The following is a 26276-nucleotide window of genomic DNA, read 5'->3' on the forward strand; positions in this document are numbered from 1 at the left end:
CAGAAATTGAAAATTTGCAAAAAATAATGCCTCAAATTCACGGATTTGTACAAATATTAAATCCGTGAATTTATGAAAGTTATCATATAATAATATTGAAATGTTGCAGACGAAAATTTTCCTAAAATATTTCACAATAAGTGTAGTTCTAATTTTTATTATTTCTGTGGTTTTTCTTTCAAATAAAACTTTGCTGTTTTTTTTCCCTGATAAAATTTGGGCTCATAAGGTTAACAATATTGAAAAACTCGAAGAAGCTTCCAAAAAATATGCAGGAATAGAACTCGATGTAGTTTTTCACAAAAAAACAAACTCTTTCGATGTTAATCATCCGCCCGATAGTTCTATAAATCTGTCATTGACTGAATTTTTTCTTTCACAAAAAAACAGTGTTTCGAATTGTAAATATTGGATTGATTTTAAAAATTTGGATTATGAAAATAAAAAGCTTTCTGCAGATAAGTTAGATTCAATTGCAAATGTGTTTGAAATAGACAAAAAAAATATCATCATAGAATCTATCAGTCCAAAATTTCTAAAACTCTTTGACGATAAAGGATTTTTAACTTCTTACTATTTGCCAACAAATTTGAATTTGCTTGACGATAAAAATCTTGAATCTGTTTTGAAAACTATTAATACCAATATTTCCACTTTTAAAAACACATACATTTCATTCAACTATAAAGACTATGAGATAATAAACAGACGATTTCCCTACAAGAAAAAACTAACTTGGTTTACCAATTATGGCTCATTAAATAAAATCAGCGCAAGGATTTTGTTATTCGAAATTTCGATGGACGAAAATGTAGATATTTTACTCATTCCTTTAAAGTAACAAAATGAAGAAATTTAATAGTTTTCTGATTGTTCTAAAGGAAATCTACAATCCATTTATTGTCGCTTTAGCTTTTGCCCCATTAATTGTTGGGCTTATTGTGGATGCTAGTTTGTTCGACAGCAGGAATATTATTACGAATATCATTTGGATTCCAATTTTTACAGTAGCTTTTATTTTATCTAAGAAAAGGATTGTATATCAGATAGTTTGCTTGCTATATTTTATTTTGGGTCTTGTTGAAATTTCTCATTGGATTATTTTACAAGGTCCTGTTACAATAACAAGTTTTTTAGTAATCTCAAATACTAATTTACAAGAAGCAATAGATTTTCTAAATCTAAAAGCTACGGTTGGCCTGATTGTTTTGGTTTTTTATACAATATTTTTCATTTTTACTTTTAAACGCAGACCTAAAATCTCCAAATCTAAATTTAAGCCCTACCTTATAGGAATTATTTTATTATTTTCTGCAATATTTATTCTCGAAAATGCAATTAATGAGCGATTAATTAGAAAAGGAATGCCACATATTGCAAAAGTTGTTTTTTCATTTATCGAAAAAATAAATTTGTATGAAGAAGCTATGCAAGAAATTGAACCTAAAATGGTTCAGGCAATTCCAACTTTGCCACAAAACCAGCAGACATTTGTATTGATAATTGGCGAATCGTGTAGCAGAAATCATATGTCTATTTATAATTACTCGAGAAAAACCAATCCAAAGCTCGAAAAGCGTAAGGATTTGTTTGTTTACGATAATGTAGTTTCACCTTATTCAAATACTTTAAACTCTGTTCTATCAATGCTTTCTGAATCAAATTTAGAGCGAAAATTAAATTTCGGAAAATGTGTCGATATAATTGATATTTTTTATTCTGCCGGTTTCAAAACCTATTGGCTTTCAAATCAATCGCCTATCGGAATTTGGGATAATCTTATAACTGTTTTTGCAAAAAAAGCTGATCACTACCGTTTTGTAAATACTACAAGCAATTCATCGTTTGAAGCAATGTTTACGACTTCATACGATTCTAAGCTCTTTAAACCATTTGCCAATGCTTTGAGCGAAAATGTTGCTAAAAAATTTATAGTTCTGCATTTAATGGGAAGTCACTCTTCATATTCAAAAAGGTATCCTACTCATTATGATGTCTTTAACGGAAGTAACAAGAAAGAAAAAATTATTGCAGAATACGATAATTCAGTTCTTTACAACGACTTTATTGTTGACAGCATTCTAAATATTTTAGATGAAAACGATTCCTTACATGAAAATTCGATTAGCTCTGCAATTTATTTGTCTGATCATGGCGAAAATGTTTACGATGAGCAAAATAAAATAGGACACGACTATTCAAAAAAATTACCAAAAGCTAATGTAGATATTCCTTTTATCATCTGGCTTTCACGGGAGTACATAAAATCCCATCCGCTAAAAGTAAATTTTGTCAGGTCAAATAGTCGCAAACCATTTATAACGGACGATTTGTTCCATTCAATAATTGATCTGATCGAAATTCAGACACCTTACTTTGAAGAAAAAAGAAGTATTTTCAACAAAAGATTTAATGACACTCGCCAAAGAATCTTGGAAGACGGGAAGGATTATGATGATGATTAATTGAATATTTCCCAATTTGTGATGGCAATAAAAAATTATAAATAATCAATGAAAAATCAAAAATCTATCTCCTAAGCAACCACAAACTTGAATTATCTTTCCTAAGAACGGATAGCTTATTTGTTGCTTCAAGTTTTTTCTCAAACGAAAATATTGCTACCCGGTATTTTCCTTTTTCTTTGGGAAGAACTTTTGCAGGAAATCCTTCATCAATTATTTGGTGGAAATATTTCTGTGCATTTTTTTCTTTCACAAAACTGCCGCCAATAATATGATAAAGTTTTGAATTATTAATATCAGTATCAACTAATTCTACTTTCGAATTTTGTTCAATATTTCTTTCAGAAAGTAATATTTCTTTTTCGTTAAAACTATCGCTTGCAATAACAATAGCTTTGCGACTTTCAATTTCAGTTAGGAAAATTCTTTTATGCTCTAATAATTCTGATTTCGGTCCTGAAAATGGATTCAGATTAGCAAAACTGAAATTGCTATTTTGAAAAAATCCCATTTTGTAAGGAACAAAAATCATAATTGCTGCAATTGAAACTCCAATTGTAGCTCTACGAAAAATAGAATTTCTAATGATAGCACTTACCTGTGACTTGTTTTCAAACTTGGGCTTAATTCTAATATGTTGCTTTTTCTCTTTCAAAGCAGGAAAATGGAAAGTACTCAATCCATACGAATCTAAAAGGAAATTTGTGTATTGTTCAGGTTCAAACTGTAAGTTTTTCTCCTTGTCGTACTGAAACTGCCCAATTCCTTCAAAATTTATTCTGTCAGCATTTTGCAATTTTTCGTTAATTTCCTTCACAAATTTTGCAACAATATCGTTCGTCTCTTTATAATCAATATTCTCAAAATCAGAAATATGCTTGATTAGTAAGCCATCATTTTGCCGAAGATTAATATTAAAACTTACTTTTTTTGCTGGAGGATAACTTTTGTGAAGTTCATTGTCAATTTTTGCAGGCTTGTAGTTTGTTATAAACCCACCAAAATCAGGCAATATCACACAATCGTGCTGAAATAATAGTTCGTATATATACTTTTCAATTTTCAAAATAAACAATTTTTATTTTACAAAAATATGAAAAATAATTATTTCAATCGGAGTATTTCAAAATTAATATTAAAATGAAAAAGATTAATTCTCCAAAAAGTATTTACCAAAATTGTATTTTTGCAGATTATTTAAATTTATTGAAATGGAAAAAATTAGAAGGACAGAAATTTGCGAGCTTTTGAAAGCTACTGATACCGAAAAATTGATTAATGTGAAAGCATGGGTGCGTACCAAACGCTCAGGCAAAAATGTTGCATTTATTGCACTGAATGATGGTTCTACAATCAATAATATTCAAGTTGTGGTAGATTTGCAGAAAATTGATGAAGAAAACTTAATCAACATAAATACAGGAGCAGCCATTTCAGTAAATGGGAAACTTATAAAATCGCTTGGGAGTGGGCAATCGCACGAAATTGATGCTCACGAAATTGAAGTTCTTGGTGTAGCAAATCCAGACGAATATCCTATTCAACCAAAAAAACATAGTTTAGAATTTCTTAGAGAACATGCACATTTACGCTTCCGCACAAGCACTTTTTCTGCTATTACTCGCGTGCGTCATGCCATGATTTTTGCAATTCATAAATTTTTCAACGACAAAGGATATTGCAATATTCACACTCCAATCATCACCGGTTCCGATGCCGAAGGTGCCGGCGAAATGTTTCGAATTTCTACATTAGATAACAAAAAACCACCTTTAAACGAAAGTGGTGAAGTAGATTATACCCAAGATTTTTTTGGAAAAGAAACCAATCTTACAGTTTCAGGACAATTGGAAGCCGAATTGGCTGCTTTGGCACTATCAAAAGTTTATACTTTCGGTCCTACTTTCCGTGCCGAAAATTCTAACACAACTCGTCATCTTGCCGAATTTTGGATGATTGAACCGGAGGTAGCGTTTTTCGATTTGAACGATGATATGGACCTTGCTGAAGAAATGCTCAAATATCTTGTGGAATATGCTCTGGAAAATTGTTCAGACGATTTGCAATTCCTCAACAAACGATTGATTGACGAAGAAAAGGGAAAAGCTCAGAAAGACCGGTCGGAGATGGGACTTATAGAAAAACTGGAATTTGTTTTAAAATCTGATTTTGAGAGAATTACATATACTGAAGCTTTTAATATTTTAAGAAATTCTAAACCTAACAAAAAGAAAAAATTCCAATATCTAATAGAAAATTGGGGGGCAGACCTTCAATCGGAACACGAACGATTTCTCGTAGAAAAACATTTTAAAAAACCAGTGATACTTGTAGATTATCCTAAAGAAATAAAAGCATTTTACATGCGACAAAACGATGATGACAAGACAGTTAGAGCTATGGATATTCTTTTTCCGGGCATTGGCGAAATAGTTGGTGGATCGCAAAGAGAAGAGCGATACGATTTACTTTTGAACAGAATGAAAGAACTTGATATTCCTGAAAAAGAACTTTGGTGGTATCTCGAAACCAGAAAATTTGGGACAGTACCACATGCCGGGTTTGGCTTAGGTTTCGAACGATTGATGCTATTTATTACCGGAATGAGTAACATTAGAGATGTAATTCCATTCCCAAGAACACCGAAAAATGCTGAGTTTTAACCATATAACTATTTGCTACAGATTTAATTTTCATAATGAAAAAACTTTTTGCCATAATATTATTCCTTGCTTTTTTCACCAATTCAGCCTATAGTTTCAGATATTCAGAAATTTTTCAAGACAGTTTGTTATCAGAAAATTTCGAAAATTGGAGTGTTACATCTGCAGATTGGCAAATATTTGATTCGAACGGAGATAATCTCACATGGAGCATATATGGAAATGCCGGCGTTGATGGTTCATTCGCAGCCGGTTATCTTTTTTCGTTTACCGAAATTGCCGACGACTGGATAATTTCGAAAGGAATTTCTCTTGAAGCCGGAAAAAATTATTGGTTAAATTTTAAATATAGAATTGAAGACGAGCTTTATCCCGAAAAATTAGCTGTTTATTTTGGTTTGTTTCAAAATCCTATGAGTATGACAACAGAAATTGTGGACTTAGGAGAAATAAAAAATGAGCAATTTTTAACTCTTTCGAGAGGATTTACAGTGCCGGCAGATTCGGTTTACTATTTCGGATGGTATGCCTACTCTGATCCATACCAATGGGTAGTTCTCATTGATAATATTTATATTAAAGAAATTGATTGTTCTGCAAGTGTACCGCCGGTTATTGAACTCGGCAATGATCAATCTTTGTGCGAAGGCGACACAATAGTTTTAAGTGTAGAATCAGAATTCGATTTATATGTTTGGGGCGACTATGGAAATTTGCCAAACCTAACAGTTACTCAATCAGGGATTTATTCTTTATACGTAGAAGACAGTTGCTTGAATAGTGCTTTCGATAATGTTGAAATAAATTATATTCCGAATCCCGAAATTGATTTGGGCAACGATACAACTATTGTGGAAGGAGATAATATTCTGCTCTCTACTGGAGTTTCCAACATGGACTATTTATGGTCAACGAACGAAACAAGTCAGTCTATTTTGATTTCGGAACACGGAACTTATTATGTTACAGTAACAAACGATTCTAATTGTTTTTCTGTTGATTCGATAAATATTTACTACTTAGGTATTGAAAACCCATTTTCTAAAATTCAAATTTTTCCGCAACCTACGGTCGATTTTTTGAATATTTCAAGCGGAAATGAAATCATTGTTGAAATAGAAATCTTTGATTCGAATGCGAAAACCGTTTTTTATAAAGAAGCATTTTTGCAAAATTTGATTATCGATGTCAGTGTTTTAAAAACAGGTGAGTATATTGCTAAAATTAAAACAAAAAGCAATAGATTATATTCAAAAATAATTGTGAAAATATAGCCATCTGCTAATCTCCGCAATTTATTCAAAGCATTTCCTAAAACGAATAATTATTCAATAGAAACACTAAACAAAAAATAGACTATTGATAATGAGCTATAAAAATATTTTAGTATTTTGTGCAAAATTTTGAAATATTAAATATGAACAACAAAATGAATTTTGTGCAAATAATTTTTTTTTATCCACTGTCATTGATTTATAGTTTTGTTGTGTACATTAGAAATCGACTATTCGATTACAATTTTCTCAAATCTAAAGAATTTACAATTCCTATAATTTCGGTAGGAAATATCACTGTTGGCGGGACAGGAAAAACCCCGCATATTGAATATTTAATTTCTATTTTAAAAAACGAATGCAAAATTGCAGTACTTAGTCGGGGCTACAAACGAAAATCAAGAGGATTTGTACTTGCACACCCCGACTCAACATATTATGAAATAGGTGATGAACCTAAACAAATAAAAACAAAATTTCCAAAATTAGACGTTGCAGTAAATGCAAATAGAACACAAGGAATTTACCAATTATTAGAAAAAGGAAGCCCCGAACTTAACACAATTTTGTTAGACGATGCCTATCAGCACAGATATGTTAAACCGGGCTTGTCAATACTTTTGGTCGATTATACTCAACCAATGTTTCACGACCATTTTTTGCCATATGGTCGCTTGCGCGAAAATAGGCACGAAAAAAGGAGGTCGAACATTATAATAATTACAAAAACTCCGAGAGACCTGAAACCAATAGATAGGCGAATTTTGGTGAAAAATTTAAAACTATTTCCATATCAGAATCTGTTTTTCACGACTATGGCTTTTGGAGATTTTCAGGCGGTTTTTGACTCAGAAAAATTTCAGTTAAAAATCTTGGAATGTGTAGAAAATAAATATTCTATTTTGGCTATTTCGGGAATTGCAAATCCTCAACAATTCGACAAACATATTCAAACGGTTAGCAATGATGTAGTTACATTGACTTACCCGGATCATCACAATTTTACTAAAAAGGACGCTAATAAAATTTATTCAAGTTTTAATAAAATTAACAATCCTAAAAAAATTATTGTTACTACAGAAAAAGATGCAATGCGTTTTCAAGACAATAGGCATAGCAAAATCCTCAGCGATTTGCCATTTTATTATATCCCAATGCAAATAGAATTTCTAAACAAAGAAACAGAAAGCTTTAATAATCAAATAATTAACTATGTTAGAAAAAATAAAAGAAACAGCAACCTACATAAAGAATATCATAAAAAGTGAACCTCAGATAGGAGTGATTCTCGGAACCGGACTTGGCGGTTTGGTCGAAGAAATGAAAATTGAACATATTATTGATTATAAAGATATTCCGAATTTTCCGGTTTCAACTGTAAAGGGGCACCACAGCCGTTTGATATTCGGAGAATTCTCGGGAAAAAAGCTTATTGCCATGCAAGGGCGTTTTCATTATTACGAAGGCTACAACATGAAAGAAATAACTTTTCCGGTAAAAGTTATGAAACTTCTCGGAATTGAATATTTGTTTGTGTCGAATGCAAGCGGTGGAGTGAATCCAGATTTTCATATTGGAGACCTTATGATAATTGATGACCAAATTAATTTGTTTCCCGAAAATCCGCTTCGAGGCAAAAATGAAGACGATTTTGGGGTACGTTTCCCAGATATGAGCGAAACATACTCTGCAGAATTAATTGCAAAAGGGGTAGAAATTGCTAAAGAAAATAAATTTACAGTTCATACCGGAGTCTATGCAGGCGTTACAGGACCAACTTTTGAAACACCTGCAGAATATAAATATTTGCGTATTATTGGCGCCGATGCTGTTGGTATGTCCACAGTCCCTGAAGTTATTGTTGCACATCATATGAGAATTCCTTGCTTTGCAATTTCAATAATTACAGATTTGGGTGTTCCTAACAAAATTGTGGAAGTTACTCACGAGGACGTACAAAATGTAGCAGAAATTGCCGAACCCAAAATGACTAAGATTATTAAAGAAATTGTTAGCCAATTATAGCAAAATTTTGATTTATTATTTTTGAATTTTAATTTGAAATTGACATGAAATTGAAACTCTTCATCGCAATTCTTTTTGTGCTTTTTGCAAAAATAGATTTTGCACAGAATGTAAAAATATCAGGAACAGAACTATCGTATGCAAATCAAGAATTAGTTTTATTGACTTATTCAGAGCATATTACTTTTTCCGAGAATGCGCTTGCAAAATCCTTAGTAAAGGAAGATGGGAGCTATTTGTTCGAATTTTCAACTGAAAATGCTATATCTGTATTTATGTATATTGGGCGATACAAAGCATTTTTGCTGGTTGAACCAAATAGAGATTATAAGATTTTTTTGCCCGAATTTTCTGAAAAATCTACCAGCGAAAAACTAAATCCATATTTTAAGGATATGGAAATTACTTTGGAAATTTTATCTTCAAAAAAAAATGAATTAAATAATATTATTTCAGAATTTGACTCTACATTCAACGCTGTTCTAAATAAAAATTTTCCATCGATTTATCGACAGAGAAAATATTCTATTATCGATTCAATTGTTCAACTCATTGATACACAATTTATAAATATTGAAAATAAATATTTAAATAGTCATAAATTATATAAATATTCATCGCTATACTATATGGCAAACCAGCGGAATTCTGAATTTATCATTGAAAAATATTTTTCAGAAAATCCGGTCTTGTATCACCACACAGAGTATATGAATATGTTTAATCAGATTTTTGCACGCTACCTGACTTTTTATTCGCTCACAAAAAATGGCAATAGAATTCCGCTCGACATAAGTCTTACGAAAAGTGTTGTCAGACTGAAACATACACTTTCAAACAATCCTAATTTGAAAAATGATACCCTCAAAGAATTGATTATTCTTAAGGGAATTTACGACAATTTTTACTTGGGCAACTATTCTCAGAAAACTCTTTTGCTAATTATTGATTCTATTGGGGCAACAACAAAAGTAGCTCATCATAAGCTAATTGTAGAGAATATTAAGAAAAATGTCAATTGCTTGAAAATAGGGACTAAAGCTCCTGAATTTGAATTATATAACAGAAATAAAAGAAAGAAGAAGTTATCGAATTTTTCGGGGAAATTTATCTATTTAAATTTTGCAAATACCGAAAATTATGCCTGCCAAAAAGATTTTCAACTTCTCGCAAATTTGTATAAAAAACATGGCAAAACTATCGAAATTGTAACAATAATTTCGAATGGAACACACGAAGATATGACCGAATTTTTGGAGGGAAAAGATTATGACTGGACTTTTTTGCACTGCGGAAATCAGCCCACTGTTATAAAAGATTATAAAATTAAAGTATATCCTTTGTATTTTTTAGTTGATCCTTACGGAAAATTAGCGTTGTCGCCAGCCCTGCCACCACACGAGAATTTTGAAATACAATTGTTTAAAGAGATTAAGAAAAGGGATTAGTTTGGCTTGTCAAAATATTTTGTATTTGATTTTCTGAATAGTGCTAATTTTCAAACACATTCTTTAAATATTTTAACCATTTCGGGTAAAACCATACCGCTTGGATATTGCAAAAAATATCCATTACCGCTATTTATTGCCATTTCTGAAAAAATATTCTTTTCAATGTTTATATCGAAAATTATCCCGCCAGTTTTGAGAACCAATTGTGCAACGGTGTTCGGAATATTCGTAGAGCCAGTGGTTCCGGCAATAATCAAAAGTTCGGTTGCGGCAGCGGTTTTCATACAGCTTTCTACACGATAATATACTTCGTTATAGTATTCGTCCCACAACAAGGCAAATGGACGTGTGATACCTCCACAATCAGGACATCTCAACATTTCCACTTCTGCTTTACTCAAGTCATCTCCTCTACTTTTTTGAGGGAAATTTTCAGGAATAGGATAAATTGATAAATTGCAGTTTTTGTCGCATAACATATAATTAATATTTCCGTGTGCTTGAAATGTTCCTTCAATACTATTGCCGGCTCTTAGATGCAATCCATCAACATTTTGTGTTATAATAGTGAATCGGTCTCCCAATAGTTTTTCTATTTCTACCAATGCCATATGTCCGGCATTTGGTTTTGCTGAATTGCAAACTGATCGCATGTACAAAAACCATTTCCAAACTTCGTAGGGACTTTTTTGAAACATTTTATAAGTAGCAATTTCGTGAGGCTTGTAGTTTTTCGAACCAATCGTCCAATATCCGTCTGATCCACGAAAAGTGGGAATGCCACTTTCGGCAGAAACACCGGCACCGGTTAGGAAAGTAATTTTTCCTTTGCCATTAAATACAGTTTTTAACTGCTCTTCTAATTTATTTGAAATCATAATTTTGAGATTTACTTATTGAGACAATTTTTTTTATAATTTCTATATCAGTAATTAATTTTTCGTAATCTTTAATTTTGTCAGTGCTGCTCAGAAGTACATTGTTGTTGCGAAAATACATCTGGCTTTCAGTTTTTTTGCTGCCTGTGAGATGAAAACTTTGTGCTTTGGTTTTCTCCATCAATTCAGTGAAATTGTTTAATTTTATTCCTGAACCGGGCATAATTTCTATTTTGTCATTTGCTTTTGAAATTAGCTTTTTAATTAAATCTGCACCTTCAAGAGCTGTCTGTTTTTGTCCGGAAGTAAGCAAACGATCAATTTTGAGTTCAATCAGTTGGTCGAGAGCCTCAAACGGTTCGGCACACATATCGAATGCACGATGAAAAACAACTTCCATAGGCTTGGCTAATTTTATTAGCTCATCAGTCCTTTTCATATCAACAAATCCATTTTTGTTAAGGACTCCTATGACAACACCATCGGCTTTTAGTTTTTTTGCCATCAGGATGTCTTCTTTCATGGTTTCAAATTCTATTTCATTATATAAAAAATCGCCACCTCTTGGTCTTATTAGAATGCACAAGTCAATTTCCAAATTTTTTCTTGCAAGCACAATGCTGCCTGCACTGGGAGTTGTACCACCTTCAATTATATTGTCGCAAAACTCAATACGTTTGGCTCCTGCCTCTTGAGCCACAATTGCAGACTCTACCGATATTGCACAAACTTCTATTGTAATTTCATTTTCATTTAAGTTTCTATATTTTTGCATAATTAACTATTGTGCTAAGCTTTTTAATAATAAGTAAGATGTTATGTATTTCATCTTACATCTTATGTTTTATATTTGGCGAAATTCTGGATTCAAACTGCTGCTGGTATTGTAAAATAAAACTTTGAACCTTTTCCTTCTTCGCTTTCTGTCCAAATTTCCCCCCCATGTGTTTTTACAAATTCTTTGCAAAGCATTAAACCAAGTCCACTACCCATTTCATTTTCAGTTCCTTTTGTCGAATTATGTTTTGCTATTTCAAACAATTGCGATATTTTTTCAGAAGAAATCCCTATCCCAGTATCCTCAACAAAAATTTCTATATATGCTTGATTATTTTCATCTGAAATTGGTTTTGCATTTATGCTTATTTCCCCTCCTTTGTGCGTATATTTAATAGCATTTGAAATTAAATTACGCAGGATAGTTGACAACATGTTTTTATCTGCATTTACAAAAATATCTTCCGACACTTTATTTATCAAGCTTATTGATTTTTTTATAGCTAACTGATTTAAGAGTTCAACGGCTTCAATTGATAACAAATTCAGCTTTTCTTTTTTTGGATTAAATTTGATAATCCCTCTTTGTGTATGAGACCATAACAACAAGTTTTCAAGTAATTTATATACTTTTTGTACGCCTTGATGTACGTAAGAAATGAAATCTTTTCTTTCGGCAACATCATATTGGTCATATTCATTTATTAGTAATTCTAAAAATCCTAGCATCGTGGAGAATGGACTTTTCAAATCGTGTGCAATTATTGAGAAGAATTTATCTTTGGTAGTATTTAATGCTTTGATTTCTTTAAAGCTATCTGATAGTTTCAGCATGGAATTAACCCGTGCAGATAATTCAATTTTATCTATTGGTTTTCGAATATAATCAACTGCTCCTGCTTCTAATGCTGTTTTTAAATTCTTAGGAGATGTCATTACTCCAGTTGCCATAATAACAGGGATGTTTTTTGTTGATTCCTGACTCTTTAAATATTTTATAGTTTCAATACCATTCATTATTGGCATTTTCCAGTCAGTAATTATTAAATCCGGAAGTCGCTTCATTGCGAGCTTACATGCAACATCTCCATTTGGGGCTTTTAAAATTGTATATCCAATATCCGATTCTTTCAGGTAATCAACTAAAGTTTTCAAGTTGTCCGGCTTGTCATCAACAACAAGAATCGTATATTGTTTCATGTTTTTATTGTTAAAAAAATAATATTTCTAAAGTTAATCAATCATTTTAATCAAACTCAAATACTTCTCTTGATTAAGACCGTAAAGAGCATTATCAATTTCTTCCTTCCATTTTGTCAGCCCTATAGTTTTACTAAAATCAATTTGCTCCAAAATTTCTTCTATATCACTAAACTCAAAAACTTCATATTTCCTAAATTCTATTTGGAAAGGTACTAAAATATTTTTATCTTTTTGTGTTAATTCAATATTTTTTTCTTCAGGAAGACTTTTCTTAATGCTAATATCTACATCTTCTTGCTTACCTAAGGGTAATGTAAACCAAATAGTTGTTCCTGTTCCAACTTCCGATTCAAGCCCGATTTCGCCGCCGTGTGCTTCTACAAAAAGTTTACAAAAAGTTAGCCCTATTCCAGTAGAAGCAGTTAAGCCGGAATTTCTCGATAACACTTGTTCAAACTTACCAAATACTTTATCTAATTTGTCCGGTGGTATTCCTTCACCGGTATCAGTAATTTTTATTTGAATCAAATCTGAAGACTCTTTAAATGATTCAAGTATTATATTTCCATTGTTTGGTGTGTATTTAATTGCATTTGTAAGGATATTTACAAATACTCGTTCAACAATTTCTTTATCAATAAGAACATTATAATTTTGAAGATAGTTCTTGATTGTTATGTTTTTCTCAATGTAGAGTAAATTTATTTGTTGCAATGCCGATTCTGAAATAAGATTTAATGAACAATTCGATTTTTTTAGTTGAATTTTGGCATTTTCATATTTCTGAACATCTAGAATATTTGTTACCATATTTAGCATTTGCTTTCCAGACTGTTCTACTATTGGATTTTCTGACAAACCTATTATTGAATTTAGAGGATTCTTTAGGTCGTGAACAATCATTCCGGTCATCTCTTCTTTGAATTCGTCGAGTTCTTTTAATTTTTCGTTTGCGTATTCTAATTGTTCAGACTGAGAGCGTATTTCTTCATTCTTGGTAATTAACTCGTTGTTTTTATTCTCAATTTCTGTTTTTTGTGAGGCAAGAATGCGATTTGCTTTACGTTTTTGCAGAAAACTACGCATGACTACTACAATTACTAAAACCATTAAGCCAATAGCAGCCATCAGATAGTTTCTTATAGCTTGCTTTCGCCTTGCCTCTTCTGCCTGAATTGCATCCTTTTTTTTCTGCTCAGCCTCAATTGCTTGCTTTTCTTTATCAAATTCATATTGTTTTTCGAGACTTGTAATTTCAGCAATATTATTTTCGTTGATAAGGCTATCAGCATAAAGTTTAAACAATACATGACTTTCCAATGCCTTTCGATAATCAGTTTTTGCTAAATATATTTCGTAGAATAGATTTTGAACTTCCATTTTTCTATTCAACTCCCCAATTTCATTTGCAATATCGAGTGCAAGATATGCATATTTTAATGCTTTATGATAATTTTCAGCTTTAAGATATACACCGCTTATATTCTGATAACTTAAACTAAGATTTGGTTTGTCATCGATTTCTTGACTTATTTCTAATGCTTTTTCATAATATTCTGCAGAAAGAGAATAATCTTCCCGATTGAAATATACCACACCAATATTTGTTAAACATTGTGAAATGTTACGTTTGTTGCCTAGCTTTTTATATATCTTTAATGTTCTGGTCCAATACTCAAGGGCTTGCGTTAAATCTTCCATATGAAAATAAACTGCACCTATATTCATTAAGCATTTAGAGACTTCTTCCAAGTTGTCAATTTCTTCATTTGTACTCAAGGCTCTTTTTAAATAATTTAAAGCTTTATCATATTCTCCCTGATTTGTAAATATAATTCCAATATTATTCTCGCATTTTGCAATTTCAATTTTATCATTCAAATCCTCGTATATTTTCATTGCTTTTTGATAATATTTGACTGCATTCGGGTAATTTCCTTGTCGCCAAAAGACAATACCTAAATTTGTAAACGCAGAAGCAATTCCGTTTTTGTAGTTAATTTTCTCAAAATTTTTCAAGGATTTATCAAAGCAATCTAATGCTTCTTTATAATTTCCCTTTTCAGAACTCATCTGTCCCAAAAAATTGTAGCCTTTCCCAATCACCTTATCAAAACCCTCTTTTTTGCTGATTTCCAAAGAGTTTTGAACGTACTTTGTTGCTGTTGGGAAATCCGACATATAATAATAATAGCTGCCACAATATATTAAACTCAAAGCCTCTCCTTTCTTATAATCCAGTTGATCTGAAAGTGTTTTGGCTTCTTCTGCACACTTTAGTTTTTTTTCAGCATCCTGACGAAAATATTCATTAGCGAGTTCATTTAGAAGGTTTACTCTAATGGTGTCTTTTGTTGTGTGTTTTTGCAACAAGTTTTCAAGACTGTCAATTTCTGTTGTTTGTGCATTCAATTCTGTTAAAATAAAACCACTAAAAAGTATTACAAGAATTAATATAAATTTTTTCATCAACATAAATTTAAGTTAAATTAAACAAATTTACTAAAAGTTTTCGCAGAATATTGCTATTTCAATTATTATATCCCCAAAACTGATTTAGCACCATAAATCCGCAAGCGGATTCTCCTTATCCACGAATTATGCGAATTTCACTAATTTTTTAATCACTTTATTGAGTTGTGACAGGAATGTACAATTTTCTGATTTATTGCACTAATATTAATCCTTGCGGATTTTAGGCAACACATCAGATTAGAAATTTATATCACTTTTCTGAATGTTTGAGTTTTAAGGCTTGATCATTTTTTTGACTTAAAACTAAAGGAGTCTGAATAGTAAAATGAACTCCTTTTTCTAATTTGCTTTCAAGATGAACAGAGCCATTTAGTTTTTGTATCAGCAAATTATAAACAATATGAAGTCCCAAACCACTGCCAAGTTGTTTGTTTGTTGTGAAAAATGGATCGAAAACTTTTGATATGATATCTTCTGAAATTCCTTGACCGTTGTCTAAATATTCAATTGTCAATAAACCTTTATTTTCTGTTGCTCTGATTTCTATCTGTCCGGAATCATTTTCTTTGAATCCATGGATTAGTGAATTTGTAATGAAATTTGTAATGATCTGTGCAAAGGCATCCTGAAAACTATTTACAATGATATTTTCAGGACAGCTTATTTTTATATCAACAGGCTTTTCCTGAAGTTTTGGTTCGAGGCTTGCAATCACATTATTGATATACGATTTCAAATTGAATTCCTGAATATCTTCTGCTGCCTGATTTACTGACACTTGTTTGAAATTCTGAACTAATTTGCCTGTTCTTTTCAAATTGGCAAAAATCAAATTCCCTGCTTTAAGAGTTGAATTAATAAAAGCTTCCAATTCGCTCTTTTTCATTTTCTTACTTTTGTAAAGCTCCGAAAAATCTTGTGCTTTATTAATTAATGATGATGAAGCAGAAATGCCATTCCCAACAGGTGTATTTATTTCGTGAGCAACACCTGCTACTAAATTTCCAAGCGAAGCCATCTTTTTCGACTCAACTAATTGTTCTTGTGTATTCTCAAGCTCTTGCAGGCTTGTATGTATTTTTTTGTTTTGATTTTCAATTTCATCTTTTTGGGATGTAACTTCCTCCACAAGTTGATTTAGTTCTTCATTTTTTTGAGATATTTTTCTCTTTTGTTTTTCTATTTCATCTTTTTGTTTTCGGGTATTTCTCAGATTACGGTAGATCATCAAAACTATCAGTGCCATCGCTATAAATACAATGATTGAAGACAAAATTGTGATATTACGGATTTTTATATTTAAGGCTACTTTCTGATCTTTTGCTTGCTGTTCAATCATAAATATTCGTCTGTTTACTTCAGATTTATGTCTGATACTGTTTAGTTCTCCAACATTTATTGCACGCTCCAATTCTTTTAATTTATCAGCTTTTTCCACTTCATCTCGTATTTGAATATATTTCTTTAATGTTTCAAATGCCATGCTTTTATTGCCCAATTTGGAATATATAATACTTGCTTGTAGATAAATGTCTAATTTAGTATAATTACTTAGGATATTTATAAATTTATCAAATATTTCATTATAAAGTTTTGCGGCGGAAATATACATTTCCTTTTTTTCTAATATTTTCGCTTGGTAGGACAGCATTAACCCGGCTCTCTTTGGTTTCCCAATTTCAATAAACAATTTATAACTTTTGTCTAAATAATAAAGAGCAGTATCGTACTCTTTTGCATTCGAATAGGCATATGAGAGATATCTATATCCTTCAGCCAATCTGCTTTTATTGTCCATTCCTTTATAATATTCAATGAATTTTTTCTGATAATAGATGGATGAATCTTTTTTATTCAGACTTGCATAATTAATCCCTAACCACATGAAAAATTCATGGACATTTATTCTTCCATCTTTTTGATCATAAGCTAAGCCTTTTTGTAATATTTCGAGAGATTTGTCAATTTTATTTATGTTATAAAGCTGATATCCAGATTTCTTATAAAATTGTAATCTCAATTTAGTAAAGGACGAATCGACATTATCCAACGCTTTTTCTGTTTCAAGAAGACTAACAATATAACCTATTGTGTCGCCCACATCAAATTGCAAATTCTTTAGAGCCTGATTTGCTTTTACTAATGAATAACTTAAGTCATGTTTTTTTGAAAAATCTATTCCTTTTTTTAGATGTTTATAACTTTCTGTAATAGAAAGTCCCACTTTTTTGTATAAGATAATTCCATAGAATTTACCGAGAAGTTTATCATTCTTGATTTTATGAAGATATTCGATATGAGAAATAATTATTTTTTGTTTTTCTTCAATACCAAACTCCGATGACTTAATAATTCTAAGAGCAGAATTTTGCTTTGTTGTTGCAGAAGAACTGTCAGCATTGTATATCTTAAGTTCTTCAAATAGTTTGCTTTGCTTTTGTGCAACTATAAAATTGTGTATGAAAAGCAGGAGAAAAAAAAGGGTTCTAATTTTCATTGGATTATTCATTAATATAAGTTTTTTTAATCACACAAATTAAGTTACAAAACTACCTTTTCAGGCCAGGGATTGAATTTTGATGTTCCCCAAAGTTTATTAATATAATCAATTGAAAAAAAGTCTTCAAATGCATGAATCCAATATGTACCTTTATCAGATAATGTAATCTGATCTTCTCCATTTTTGAGAAAGCCTATTCGGTTCAACATTCTCATTTGTCTTCCATACTTTTCATCAAAACTTGCATTGAATCTATAATTGAAATCGCTCTTTTCGAATTTTGTTTCATAAATTCTCCAATAGAGCCATCCGGCCATCTGCATTTCTTCATGCAAATCTACAGAAAGTGCAATAGGAGATTTCCCTTTTTCAATGGCTTGAATATATTCAGAAACATTAAAAGTATTCACGTAAAAAGTATCTTTTAAATATGAACTCCCGCTGGCTCCCAGTCCAAGATAAGAAGGAACAGTTACCGAACAATATTTATCTATTCCACTTTTTGTAAAAGCCCAGACAGACGATCGGTCGAATCCTGAATCATAAAAAATATTCTCTAAAATTTTCAATAGTTTTCTTCTTCGGAACATGGTGCCAATTGCTGTTCCATTATTTTGAGCTTCTCTGCCCAATCGTGTGTAGGGAAATCTGAACAATGGATAAGTTGCTACTTGCTGAATTCCAAGTTTTACCATCTCTCTACCAGCCTCCTCAACCTCCTTTATAGTTTGCCCGGGCAAATCGAAAATGTAATCTATGTTTACACACTCAAAATTTCTACCTGCTGCTCTTTCAACATTCCTTTTTACTTCTAAAACTGTGTATGGCCTTTCAATTGCTTTGAGGTGTCGATCTTGAAGTGCCTCAACTCCAATGCTCAAATATTTTACTCCCAGTGCCTCTATGGCGTTCAGATTTTCTTTTGTCAAATGATTGGGATGACTTTCCATATGAACTCTGCATTGCATATTAAAACGTTTGTACAGGTGATTGATTATTTCTTCAATACCATTCCCAAGCATTGTGGTAGGCGTGCCACCACCGATATACATATTTGTTATAGGTTTATCTGATAATAGAGGTGCATAAAAATCTATTTCTTTTTTCAGTGCATTAGTATAATTTCGACTTGCTTCCTCACTGAAAATTTCTTTATTATAAGGGCAATACGGACAAATCTGGTCGCAAAATGGAATGTGCAGATATACTCCCAATTCTTCAATATTTTTAATATTTTCTTCAATAACACTATTCTCAGGAATACTATTTCTAAATAATATTTGTTCATTGCCGGTAAAGTATTTGCTTATTTTTTTTCTTAAAAGATCAGAAAGCATAGTTATTTTGTTGGTTAATTTTTCTAAAAATATATAAATCTAAAAGCATATTATTTAAATAGTTAGAAATATTTAAGTGCATTTAGTATTGCTCCCGGTTTTAATTTCAGAGTTTGATCGATCTCGGCATAACTTAAATAGCCACATTCTTCACATAACTTGGTATTGTGGCTTTCTCTACAGCAGTTATAATACTTTCCGTCCTCATAAACTTTGCAAAGAGTCAAATTTTTCTTCCAGTCGTTACGGATAGCTGATTTTAGTCCTGCTGTTGAATTTAGAATTTTATACTGTTTTTTAAGTTTCAACAACTGTTGCAAGATTTCCTTTTTTGTTGAAACATCAATATTTAGCTCATCATGTCCATAATACGGTGTGTGGAAATAGAAGAATGTCCCTTTTATTTGTGGGACTTTGTCAATAAACTCACAAAAGTCAGAAAGCTCAGTTTTATTCACTGAATTTATCGTGAAGTTAATATACAAGGATGAATGTTGAGACAGTTCAATATTATTTAATATTCGCTCAAATGATTTTCCTCTCAGAGAATCATGCGTATTACTTAATCCATCAACGCTAACAAATATTGTATCTGCGGCAGATTCTAAAGTGCGAGTGCCATTTGTGTATATGATAACTGCAAAAAATCCTTTTTTCTTGGCATATTTTACAATATCTTCCATTGTATTTTCATTGTCATTCCAAATAAATGGTTCTCCGCCTTCTAAGTAAAGACATCTTCCGCCTTCAGAATAATATGAATCAATAACATTTACAGCTTCAATAAAACTCATGCTTGCTTGCTGCCTGTCAACTACTGTGCAATGTCGGCATCTTAAGTTACATTTATTGTGAAGAACAAGTCCACAGATAAGTGGTTTGGTTTTTCCAAGAAACCAATAATTAATTAAATACCTTATTCCATAAATCATATGTTTCATAAGCACCGATTTATTTTACTTACCATTTTTTACCAAAATGCTTGTTAATTTTACTACCAGCTTTCTTGGCAAAAATCTAACAAGAAACACTTGCAGCTTATTACTCATTCCTGGCACAACAACTCTTTTGCCCTTCATCAATGAATTGTATCCAATTTTTGCTACTTCAGAAGCTTTCATAATTGGAAATAAAACTGACTCTTTCCTATCATCAAAATTCTGAAAATTTGTTTTCGTCCCGCTCGGGCATAAGGCTGTAACTGCAATTCCAAATTCTGCCACCTCCTCGGCAATAGCTTCCGAAAAACTCAGGACAAAGCTTTTAGCTGCACAATAAATAGCATTATTAGGGCCAGGTACAAAAGAACCGGTTGAGCAAATATTGAGAATTCCGCCTTTTTTAGATTTGCACATCTGCGGCAGTAACAACTTTGTAATCTTAGTATGATTTAGGCACTGCAATTGTACAAGTTCATGTTCCTTCTCCCACAATGTTTCAACAAAGGCTCCTTTCACATAGAAACCAGCATTATTGACAAGATAGTTAACATGAATTCCCTTTTCACTGACTAAGCCAAAAATTGCATCGGCTGCATTAGGATGGCTTAAATCCTGCGAAATTAGAACTGTTTCAACATTATAGTCAGCTTTTAGAATTTCAGCCAATTGCAATAATTTTTGATACTGTCTGGCAACAAGAATTAAATTATGACCATTTTTTGCAAATTGAAATGCTAATTCATAACCTATTCCACTTGATGCTCCAGTTATCAAAGTATAATTCATATATTTAAATAAAAATCTAAATATACGAAAATCAAACAAAATATCAAGTTTTCAATTCAACAACTAAAAAGCAGATATGGTTTTGAATTTACCATGGAAGATTAAGATGCTTCACTTCATTTTTATAAAAATCCTCTAACTTTTTAACGAGTTCTTTAGAAATTGGATTTTTAATGCTCTCCAAATTACTATCTAACTGTTCAATTGTGATATTCCCCGGAATAACAGTAGATACAGCATCATACGCCAGACAAAAAGAAATGGCTGTTTGTGCAAGATTATTTTGCTTGATTATATTTTTTACTTTTTCCGTCAAATCAGCTCTTATTTTAATATCCTTTCTCGACCATCGTTTTCTAATATCATCGAATGTACTATCAGAATTATATTTGCCTGAAAGCCATCCGGAATCGAGAGGGATTTTCGCAATAATACCGACATCTTGTTTTTTTGCTAAATCGAAGGCTCTTGCTGCATCCTGATGAAAAATATTGAAGAAAGCTTCTATAACTTTTGAATTTGTAGTTTTTATTAAAAGTTTCATTTCCTCGAAGGTATCCAAAGATGCTCCATAAGCTTTTATTTTTCCTTCGTCCATCAATTTTTCCAGAATTTCATAATGGTCATTGTCGTTGCCATCAAGGTATTCAATTGGCGGACTGTGTATTATGATTGAATCAATATAGTCAACTTGCAATCTTTTTAAGCTCCCTTCTAAAGATTCACGAATGTTATTTGAATTAAAGTTAATTTCTCCCTTTTCGCTACGACCGAATTTTGTATTGATTACTATTTTAGACCTGTCATAAATTTTCAAAGCTTTTCCGAGCCTTAATTCTCCGGTACCAAGACCATAAACTGGAGCAGTATCGAAAAAATTGACTCCTAATTCAATAGATTTATGTACCATGTATATAGCTTCTTTTTCAGTCATACTTTTCCATCCCGAATTTATGCCTAACTGCCATGCACCAAGACCAATTTCGGAAACTTTCGGTACATCATTTATGTATCTATTATATTTCATTATTGTCATTTTTTTAAGATTAAAATATTGGTACGCTAATAAAATTCATTTGTTAAAACGTAAAACCCTACTGCAATGCCCTCCTCGCTTTCAAAATATATTTTGCTTCATCTAATGGGCTAATTCCTTTATATTCTCTATGAACACCATGTTCATCGCTACACTCTTTGTAAGAATGAAAACGGGTTTTAATTTTAGCTTTCCCTCCCGACCTTGAACTTAGCCTAATTGGAAAATCCATTGATGTAGCAACAGGCACAAATCCCTCAAAAGAGAATTTACCATCATTAATATCAGGGCTTTCAAAACTTCCTCTCATTTGAATTATATCGCTTGATATTGCACCTAAAAGCCCCTCAGGAGCGGTAATTTTAAACCAAATATATGGCTCCAAAAATTTTGTTCCACTATTTATCAAACCATTCATTATTGCCATCGGTGTAGCTACAATAAAATCGCCCGGGCGAGAATGGACTTCATGATCTTCCCCCTCAATAAGTGTAATTTTTAAATCTGTTACTTCCCATCCTTTTGGCCCCTGCTTCAAGGCTTGCGGAATTGTTCTTTCTACTTCATTTTGATATTTTCTGTGAACATCGTCAACACTAAGTTTTGACTCATAAACAAGTCCGCTATTTGGCTCTCCGGGTTCAATTTGAAGTTTTATAATTGCCCAGCATGGTTTTGGCATCCAATATCTTGCAAATCCGACAGCATTATTTTTAGGCGATTCTTTGTAAATAACGGTGGGATCTTCAAATTTTGCTTTAACATTAAATCTGTTTTCTAAAACTCTCTCAAGTACTTCAATCTGTATCCACCCCATAATTTGAAGATTTAATTCCTTATCTTCTTTCAGCCATTCAAATTGTAGTGCAGGATCTTCTGCATCAAGAATTCTTAGTGCCTCTGCGAGTTTTGCATAATCATTTTCATTTATGGCTTTCACTTGAACTGTCAGCAGTGGACTATTTAACTTAACTTCTTTCTGAAAATTGGACTTTTTACCTAAAGTATCTCCCAGCTTTGCATCATTCAATCCTGTTAATGCAAGCACATCGCCGGCAAAACCAATAGATATATCCTTATATCCTCCTGATGCATATCTTTTAAGCTGATTAACTTTTTCAAGCTTATCTTGCGAACTATTAAAGATTTCATCTTTATTTGATATTTGTCCGCTAAAAATCCTTAGCCCAACAATTTTGCCTAATTTCTTATCATGATCGATCCTAAAAACTACAGCAGATAGATTATTTTCATCATTTATTTCCGACGTAGGTGTATATTTAACAACAGCGTTCAATAATTCTTCAATTCCAATTTGACTTTTTGCAACTCCCATCAACACAGGAAATATCTTAAATCCTTTAACAGCCTTAATCAATGAGTTGTTCAATTCATCAAAACTTATGTCCGCTTCTGAAATATAGCTCTCTAAAATTTCATCGTCATTATTTGCAATAATTTCCAATACATTTTCATCAATTTCAGTATCTTTCCAACAATTTAAAACATTAGCTTTTGCATCACCTTCATCGACAGCTTTCTGCAAAACAGCAATGTCAGAACATAAATCTTGTTTGATTTCTTGTATAACTTCTTCTGTATCAGCTCCTATTCTGTCAATTTTATTAATGAAAAAAATCGTTGGAATATTGTGCTGCTTTAGTGCCATCCATATATTTTCGGTATGTGCCTGAACACCTTCAACTGCCGAAACAACAAGTATTGCCAAATCTAAAACTCTGATTGATCGTTCCACTTCTGCAGAAAAATCAATATGTCCAGGAGTATCTATTAAGTTTATATTTGAATTTTGCCATCTTAAATTGGCAACTGCAGACTTCACTGATATACCTCGCTCTTTCTCAATATCGAGAAAATCTGTTTGGGATGTTCCATTATCAACACTTCCGGGGCTTTTTATGGCTCCAGCTTTATAAAGAAAACTCTCTGCAATAGTTGTCTTTCCTGCATCAACATGGGCTAAAATGCCTATATTTATTATATTTTTCCTCACCGAGCAAAGTTAAAAACTTTAAATCATACTCTACAATAGAAATTTTATTTTCATTGTTCGTAAAATCTATACCCATGTGATTTTTGAAATTCGCTGAAAATAAATTTCTTCATTATAATTAATATATATACTTTTGCCGCCCAAATTTGGAAATGATAATATGTTGAAATTTAATGAAATGGGTTTCAAACCCAACCTTTTGAAAGGTCTTGATGAGCTGGGATTTGTTAATCCTACACCTATACAAGAACAAGTAATCCCAATTTTTTTTGAAACAGAAAGCGACATTGTTGGCCTTGCGCAAACCGGCACAGGAAAAACTGCCGCTTTTGGTTTGCCAATTATTGAGCAAATTGATATTGAGAATAAATCCGTTCAGGCTTTGATATTATCGCCTACACGAGAACTTTGTATCCAGATTTCTAAGGATTTACAAAATTATTCGAAACATGTAAAAGGCATTGAAATAGTGTCGGTTTATGGTGGAGCAAGTATCGAAACTCAAATGAGAGCGCTTAAAAAAGGAGCACACATAATTGTTGCTACTCCTGGCAGAATGTTAGATTTAATTAAGCGAAGAGTTGCAAAAATTAATAACATTGATACTGTAGTTTTAGATGAGGCAGACGAAATGTTAGACATGGGATTTCGAGATGAATTAAATGGGATTTTGGAAAAAACTCCTGCTTTTAAAAGGACTTTACTTTTTTCGGCAACTATGCCAAAAGAAGTGGCTCGTATAGCCAAAAACTTTATGGACAGCCCTGTCGAAATTACTGTTGGAAAACAAAATGCCGGTGCCGAAAATGTCCGTCATGTATTTTATCAGGTTCATGCCCGCGACCGTTATATAGCACTCAAACGAATTGCAGATATTAACCCAAATATTTACGGAATTGTATTTTGCCGCACGAGAGCTGAAACCAAAGAAGTTGCCGAAAAGCTGATAAAAGACGGTTATAATGCCGATGCTCTTCATGGCGATCTTTCGCAAGCTCAGCGAGATCATGTTATGAAACGTTTCAGAGAAAAAACCTTACAAATGTTAGTAGCAACAGATGTTGCCGCCCGTGGAATTGATGTACAGGACATTTCTCACATTATCAACTACAATTTGCCTGACGAGCTCGAAACATATACTCACAGAAGTGGGCGTACCGGTCGTGCCGGGAAATCGGGGGTTTCTATTGCAATAGTGAATTATAGAGAAGTAACTAAAATTCCGACTATAGAAAAAATTGTTCAAAAGAAATTCGAAAGACTACTTGTTCCGACCGGAGCAGAAATATGTAAAAAACAACTTTTTAAGTTGATAGATCGAATGGAGAATGTAGTGGTTGATGAAGATCAGATAGCCCAATTTATGGATACTGTCAACAAAAAGCTGGAATGGCTGACTAAAGAACAAATCATCAAACGTTTTGTTTCACTCGAATTTAATCGATTTTTAGATTACTATAAAAACGCTCCAGACCTCAACAAAAAAGCAGAAGGCAAGGCAGAAAAAAGAGATAAAAAAGATGGTGGAGGCCGTGGAGATAGGAGCAATAGAAGAGGAAGTAGCGGTTTTTCCAGATTTTTTATAAATGTAGGGAAAAAAGATAAAGTTGAGCCCAAAAATATTATCGGAATGATTAACGATTATACCAAAGATAGAGATATTAATGTAGGTTCGATAGATATTAAAGATAGTTTTTCATTTTTCGAAGTAGGAGAAAAACATACTAAAAAAGTATTAAACTCTTTTCATGATGCAAAATATAAAGGTCGTAGTGTAAGAATTGAAATTGCTGAAAAAATTGATAATAATAAATGGAAAACTAAACGTAAGAAGAAATAGAAGTTTGTTTATATTCCGAACTTAATAAGGGCATTTTTAAGCTCATTGTTGCTTGGAGTGAGAGAAGTTTATAGTTAGCTTTTGAATTGCTTTTTTTATCTTTGAAATATTGAACACAGTGGAAAAAGCATATTCAGTAAATGTACACGAGTTGTGAATTGCTTTCATTTTGTATCTTTGAAATTATTGTTGTCCGGTTAAATCAATTTTTGTTATTATTTTTCATTTAACTATATGATAATCAAATTCTATTTTTTGTATTGTCAAAAGTAAGCCCCTTCCAATTCAGGGAATAAACTATTTCGATATTCAGCCCTCTTTTTTTCTACAATACTTACCCATGCCTTTTCAGGGTCATTCAGGAATTTATAGATATTGATATAATTCATCAAATGTTGCCTGACAATAGATGCAATATTTGAGAAAGACCAATTTCGTTTAAGTCTTGATTTTATTACACTTAGTAATAGATTTGCAATCATGCTAACCCATATTTGTATTTCAATAGCGTTTACATTGTCTCCCAGAAAATATTTTAAAGGAAAGTTTTGTTTAAGTTGTTTGAACAAAGTTTCGATTTGCCCTCGTTTTATCATTTGAAGGATTTGTCC

Annotated in this window: 20 protein-coding genes; 8 read left to right on the forward strand and 12 right to left on the reverse strand. The window is 32.0% G+C overall.

The genetic code is table 11. The features are described from left to right. Window positions 1-100 precede the first annotated feature (100 nt). Window positions 101-841, forward strand: coding sequence for a DUF2181 domain-containing protein (locus HN894_01795; protein ID MBT7142041.1), 741 nt, complete (start codon window positions 101-103; stop codon window positions 839-841). A gap of 4 nt (window positions 842-845) precedes the next feature. Continuing rightward, complete coding sequence (locus HN894_01800) at window positions 846-2465, forward strand: phosphoethanolamine transferase (protein ID MBT7142042.1); 1620 nt, start codon at window positions 846-848, stop codon at window positions 2463-2465. 64 nt (window positions 2466-2529) lie between these two features. On the opposite strand, the gene HN894_01805 is transcribed toward HN894_01800, so the two are convergent. Then, window positions 2530-3531, reverse strand: a complete 1002-nt coding sequence (locus tag HN894_01805) for an HU-CCDC81 and SPOR domain-containing protein (protein MBT7142043.1) — start codon at window positions 3529-3531, stop codon at window positions 2530-2532. 154 nt (window positions 3532-3685) lie between these two features. On the opposite strand from HN894_01805, the gene asnS reads away from it, so the two are divergent. From asnS to HN894_01830, 5 genes are all read left to right on the forward strand, one after another. Then, window positions 3686-5128 (forward strand): asparagine--tRNA ligase, encoded by a 1443-nt coding sequence (gene asnS / locus HN894_01810; protein ID MBT7142044.1) that lies wholly within the window; start codon window positions 3686-3688, stop codon window positions 5126-5128. Between the two features lie 35 nt (window positions 5129-5163). Beyond that, window positions 5164-6402: a T9SS type A sorting domain-containing protein gene (locus tag HN894_01815; GenBank protein MBT7142045.1), complete on the forward strand. Its 1239-nt coding sequence runs from the start codon at window positions 5164-5166 to the stop codon at window positions 6400-6402. 155 nt (window positions 6403-6557) lie between these two features. Beyond that, a complete protein-coding gene (lpxK, locus tag HN894_01820; GenBank protein ID MBT7142046.1) occupies window positions 6558-7670 on the forward strand; it encodes a tetraacyldisaccharide 4'-kinase in 1113 nt (370 codons plus the stop codon). After that, window positions 7615-8427 carry a purine-nucleoside phosphorylase gene (locus tag HN894_01825; GenBank protein MBT7142047.1) on the forward strand — a complete coding sequence of 271 codons (813 nt, stop codon included), beginning with the start codon at window positions 7615-7617 and terminating at the stop codon, window positions 8425-8427. Before lpxK ends, HN894_01825 begins: the two co-directional genes overlap by 56 nt. A 44-nt stretch (window positions 8428-8471) precedes the next feature. Further along, on the forward strand, window positions 8472-9875 hold the full coding sequence (locus HN894_01830; protein ID MBT7142048.1) for a redoxin domain-containing protein: 1404 nt from the start codon (window positions 8472-8474) through the stop codon (window positions 9873-9875). A gap of 50 nt (window positions 9876-9925) precedes the next feature. Here HN894_01830 and HN894_01835 read toward each other — a convergent pair whose 3' ends face one another. From HN894_01835 to HN894_01880, 10 genes are all read right to left on the reverse strand, one after another. Further along, window positions 9926-10756, reverse strand: a complete 831-nt coding sequence (locus HN894_01835) for an RNA polymerase subunit sigma (protein ID MBT7142049.1) — start codon at window positions 10754-10756, stop codon at window positions 9926-9928. Further along, the gene (locus HN894_01840) at window positions 10743-11531 is read right to left on the reverse strand and encodes a copper homeostasis protein CutC (protein MBT7142050.1); all 789 of its coding nucleotides are present in this window, start codon (window positions 11529-11531) and stop codon (window positions 10743-10745) included. The genes HN894_01835 and HN894_01840 overlap by 14 nt, the downstream gene beginning before the upstream one ends. A 92-nt stretch (window positions 11532-11623) precedes the next feature. Further along, window positions 11624-12733, reverse strand: coding sequence for a hybrid sensor histidine kinase/response regulator (locus HN894_01845; GenBank protein ID MBT7142051.1), 1110 nt, complete (start codon window positions 12731-12733; stop codon window positions 11624-11626). Window positions 12734-12766: 33 nt separating this feature from the next. Continuing rightward, complete coding sequence (locus HN894_01850; GenBank protein MBT7142052.1) at window positions 12767-15205, reverse strand: tetratricopeptide repeat-containing sensor histidine kinase; 2439 nt, start codon at window positions 15203-15205, stop codon at window positions 12767-12769. Between the two features lie 256 nt (window positions 15206-15461). Next, window positions 15462-17708 carry a HAMP domain-containing histidine kinase gene (locus tag HN894_01855; GenBank protein ID MBT7142053.1) on the reverse strand — a complete coding sequence of 749 codons (2247 nt, stop codon included), beginning with the start codon at window positions 17706-17708 and terminating at the stop codon, window positions 15462-15464. A 44-nt stretch (window positions 17709-17752) separates the two neighbouring features. Next, entirely contained in the window at window positions 17753-19048 is a 1296-nt protein-coding gene (locus tag HN894_01860; GenBank protein ID MBT7142054.1) for a radical SAM protein, read from the reverse strand. 62 nt (window positions 19049-19110) lie between these two features. Then, window positions 19111-19989, reverse strand: coding sequence for a radical SAM protein (locus HN894_01865; protein MBT7142055.1), 879 nt, complete (start codon window positions 19987-19989; stop codon window positions 19111-19113). A gap of 15 nt (window positions 19990-20004) precedes the next feature. Then, a complete protein-coding gene (locus HN894_01870; protein MBT7142056.1) occupies window positions 20005-20775 on the reverse strand; it encodes an SDR family oxidoreductase in 771 nt (256 codons plus the stop codon). A gap of 88 nt (window positions 20776-20863) precedes the next feature. Continuing rightward, window positions 20864-21802, reverse strand: a complete 939-nt coding sequence (locus HN894_01875; GenBank protein ID MBT7142057.1) for an aldo/keto reductase — start codon at window positions 21800-21802, stop codon at window positions 20864-20866. 67 nt (window positions 21803-21869) lie between these two features. Continuing rightward, window positions 21870-23825: a TetM/TetW/TetO/TetS family tetracycline resistance ribosomal protection protein gene (locus HN894_01880; GenBank protein ID MBT7142058.1), complete on the reverse strand. Its 1956-nt coding sequence runs from the start codon at window positions 23823-23825 to the stop codon at window positions 21870-21872. A 160-nt stretch (window positions 23826-23985) separates the two neighbouring features. Between HN894_01880 and HN894_01885 the strand changes: the two genes are divergently transcribed. Next, window positions 23986-25665, forward strand: coding sequence for a DEAD/DEAH box helicase (locus tag HN894_01885; protein MBT7142059.1), 1680 nt, complete (start codon window positions 23986-23988; stop codon window positions 25663-25665). A 263-nt stretch (window positions 25666-25928) separates the two neighbouring features. Here HN894_01885 and HN894_01890 read toward each other — a convergent pair whose 3' ends face one another. Further along, window positions 25929-26261, reverse strand: coding sequence for a hypothetical protein (locus tag HN894_01890; GenBank protein MBT7142060.1), 333 nt, complete (start codon window positions 26259-26261; stop codon window positions 25929-25931). Window positions 26262-26276 lie beyond the last annotated feature (15 nt).

It is taken from the genome of Bacteroidota bacterium (assembly GCA_018692315.1).
Lineage (GTDB): Bacteria > Bacteroidota > Bacteroidia > Bacteroidales > JABHKC01 > JABHKC01.

Excerpts from the sequence above, each read along its gene's own strand:
- HN894_01795 (MBT7142041.1), top strand. The coding sequence starts at position 101 with ATGTTGCAGACGAAAATTTTCCTAAAATATTTCACAATAAGTGTAGTT.
- HN894_01800 (MBT7142042.1), top strand. The coding sequence starts at position 846 with ATGAAGAAATTTAATAGTTTTCTGATTGTTCTAAAGGAAATCTACAAT.
- HN894_01815 (MBT7142045.1), top strand. The coding sequence starts at position 5,164 with ATGAAAAAACTTTTTGCCATAATATTATTCCTTGCTTTTTTCACCAAT.
- lpxK (MBT7142046.1), top strand. The coding sequence starts at position 6,558 with ATGAATTTTGTGCAAATAATTTTTTTTTATCCACTGTCATTGATTTAT.
- HN894_01825 (MBT7142047.1), top strand. The coding sequence starts at position 7,615 with ATGTTAGAAAAAATAAAAGAAACAGCAACCTACATAAAGAATATCATA.
- HN894_01830 (MBT7142048.1), top strand. The coding sequence starts at position 8,472 with ATGAAATTGAAACTCTTCATCGCAATTCTTTTTGTGCTTTTTGCAAAA.
- HN894_01835 (MBT7142049.1), bottom strand. The coding sequence starts at position 10,756 with ATGATTTCAAATAAATTAGAAGAGCAGTTAAAAACTGTATTTAATGGC.
- HN894_01840 (MBT7142050.1), bottom strand. The coding sequence starts at position 11,531 with ATGCAAAAATATAGAAACTTAAATGAAAATGAAATTACAATAGAAGTT.
- HN894_01845 (MBT7142051.1), bottom strand. The coding sequence starts at position 12,733 with ATGAAACAATATACGATTCTTGTTGTTGATGACAAGCCGGACAACTTG.
- HN894_01850 (MBT7142052.1), bottom strand. The coding sequence starts at position 15,205 with ATGAAAAAATTTATATTAATTCTTGTAATACTTTTTAGTGGTTTTATT.
- HN894_01855 (MBT7142053.1), bottom strand. The coding sequence starts at position 17,708 with ATGAAAATTAGAACCCTTTTTTTTCTCCTGCTTTTCATACACAATTTT.
- HN894_01860 (MBT7142054.1), bottom strand. The coding sequence starts at position 19,048 with ATGCTTTCTGATCTTTTAAGAAAAAAAATAAGCAAATACTTTACCGGC.
- HN894_01865 (MBT7142055.1), bottom strand. The coding sequence starts at position 19,989 with ATGAAACATATGATTTATGGAATAAGGTATTTAATTAATTATTGGTTT.
- HN894_01870 (MBT7142056.1), bottom strand. The coding sequence starts at position 20,775 with ATGAATTATACTTTGATAACTGGAGCATCAAGTGGAATAGGTTATGAA.
- HN894_01875 (MBT7142057.1), bottom strand. The coding sequence starts at position 21,802 with ATGAAATATAATAGATACATAAATGATGTACCGAAAGTTTCCGAAATT.
- HN894_01885 (MBT7142059.1), top strand. The coding sequence starts at position 23,986 with ATGTTGAAATTTAATGAAATGGGTTTCAAACCCAACCTTTTGAAAGGT.
- HN894_01890 (MBT7142060.1), bottom strand. The coding sequence starts at position 26,261 with ATGATAAAACGAGGGCAAATCGAAACTTTGTTCAAACAACTTAAACAA.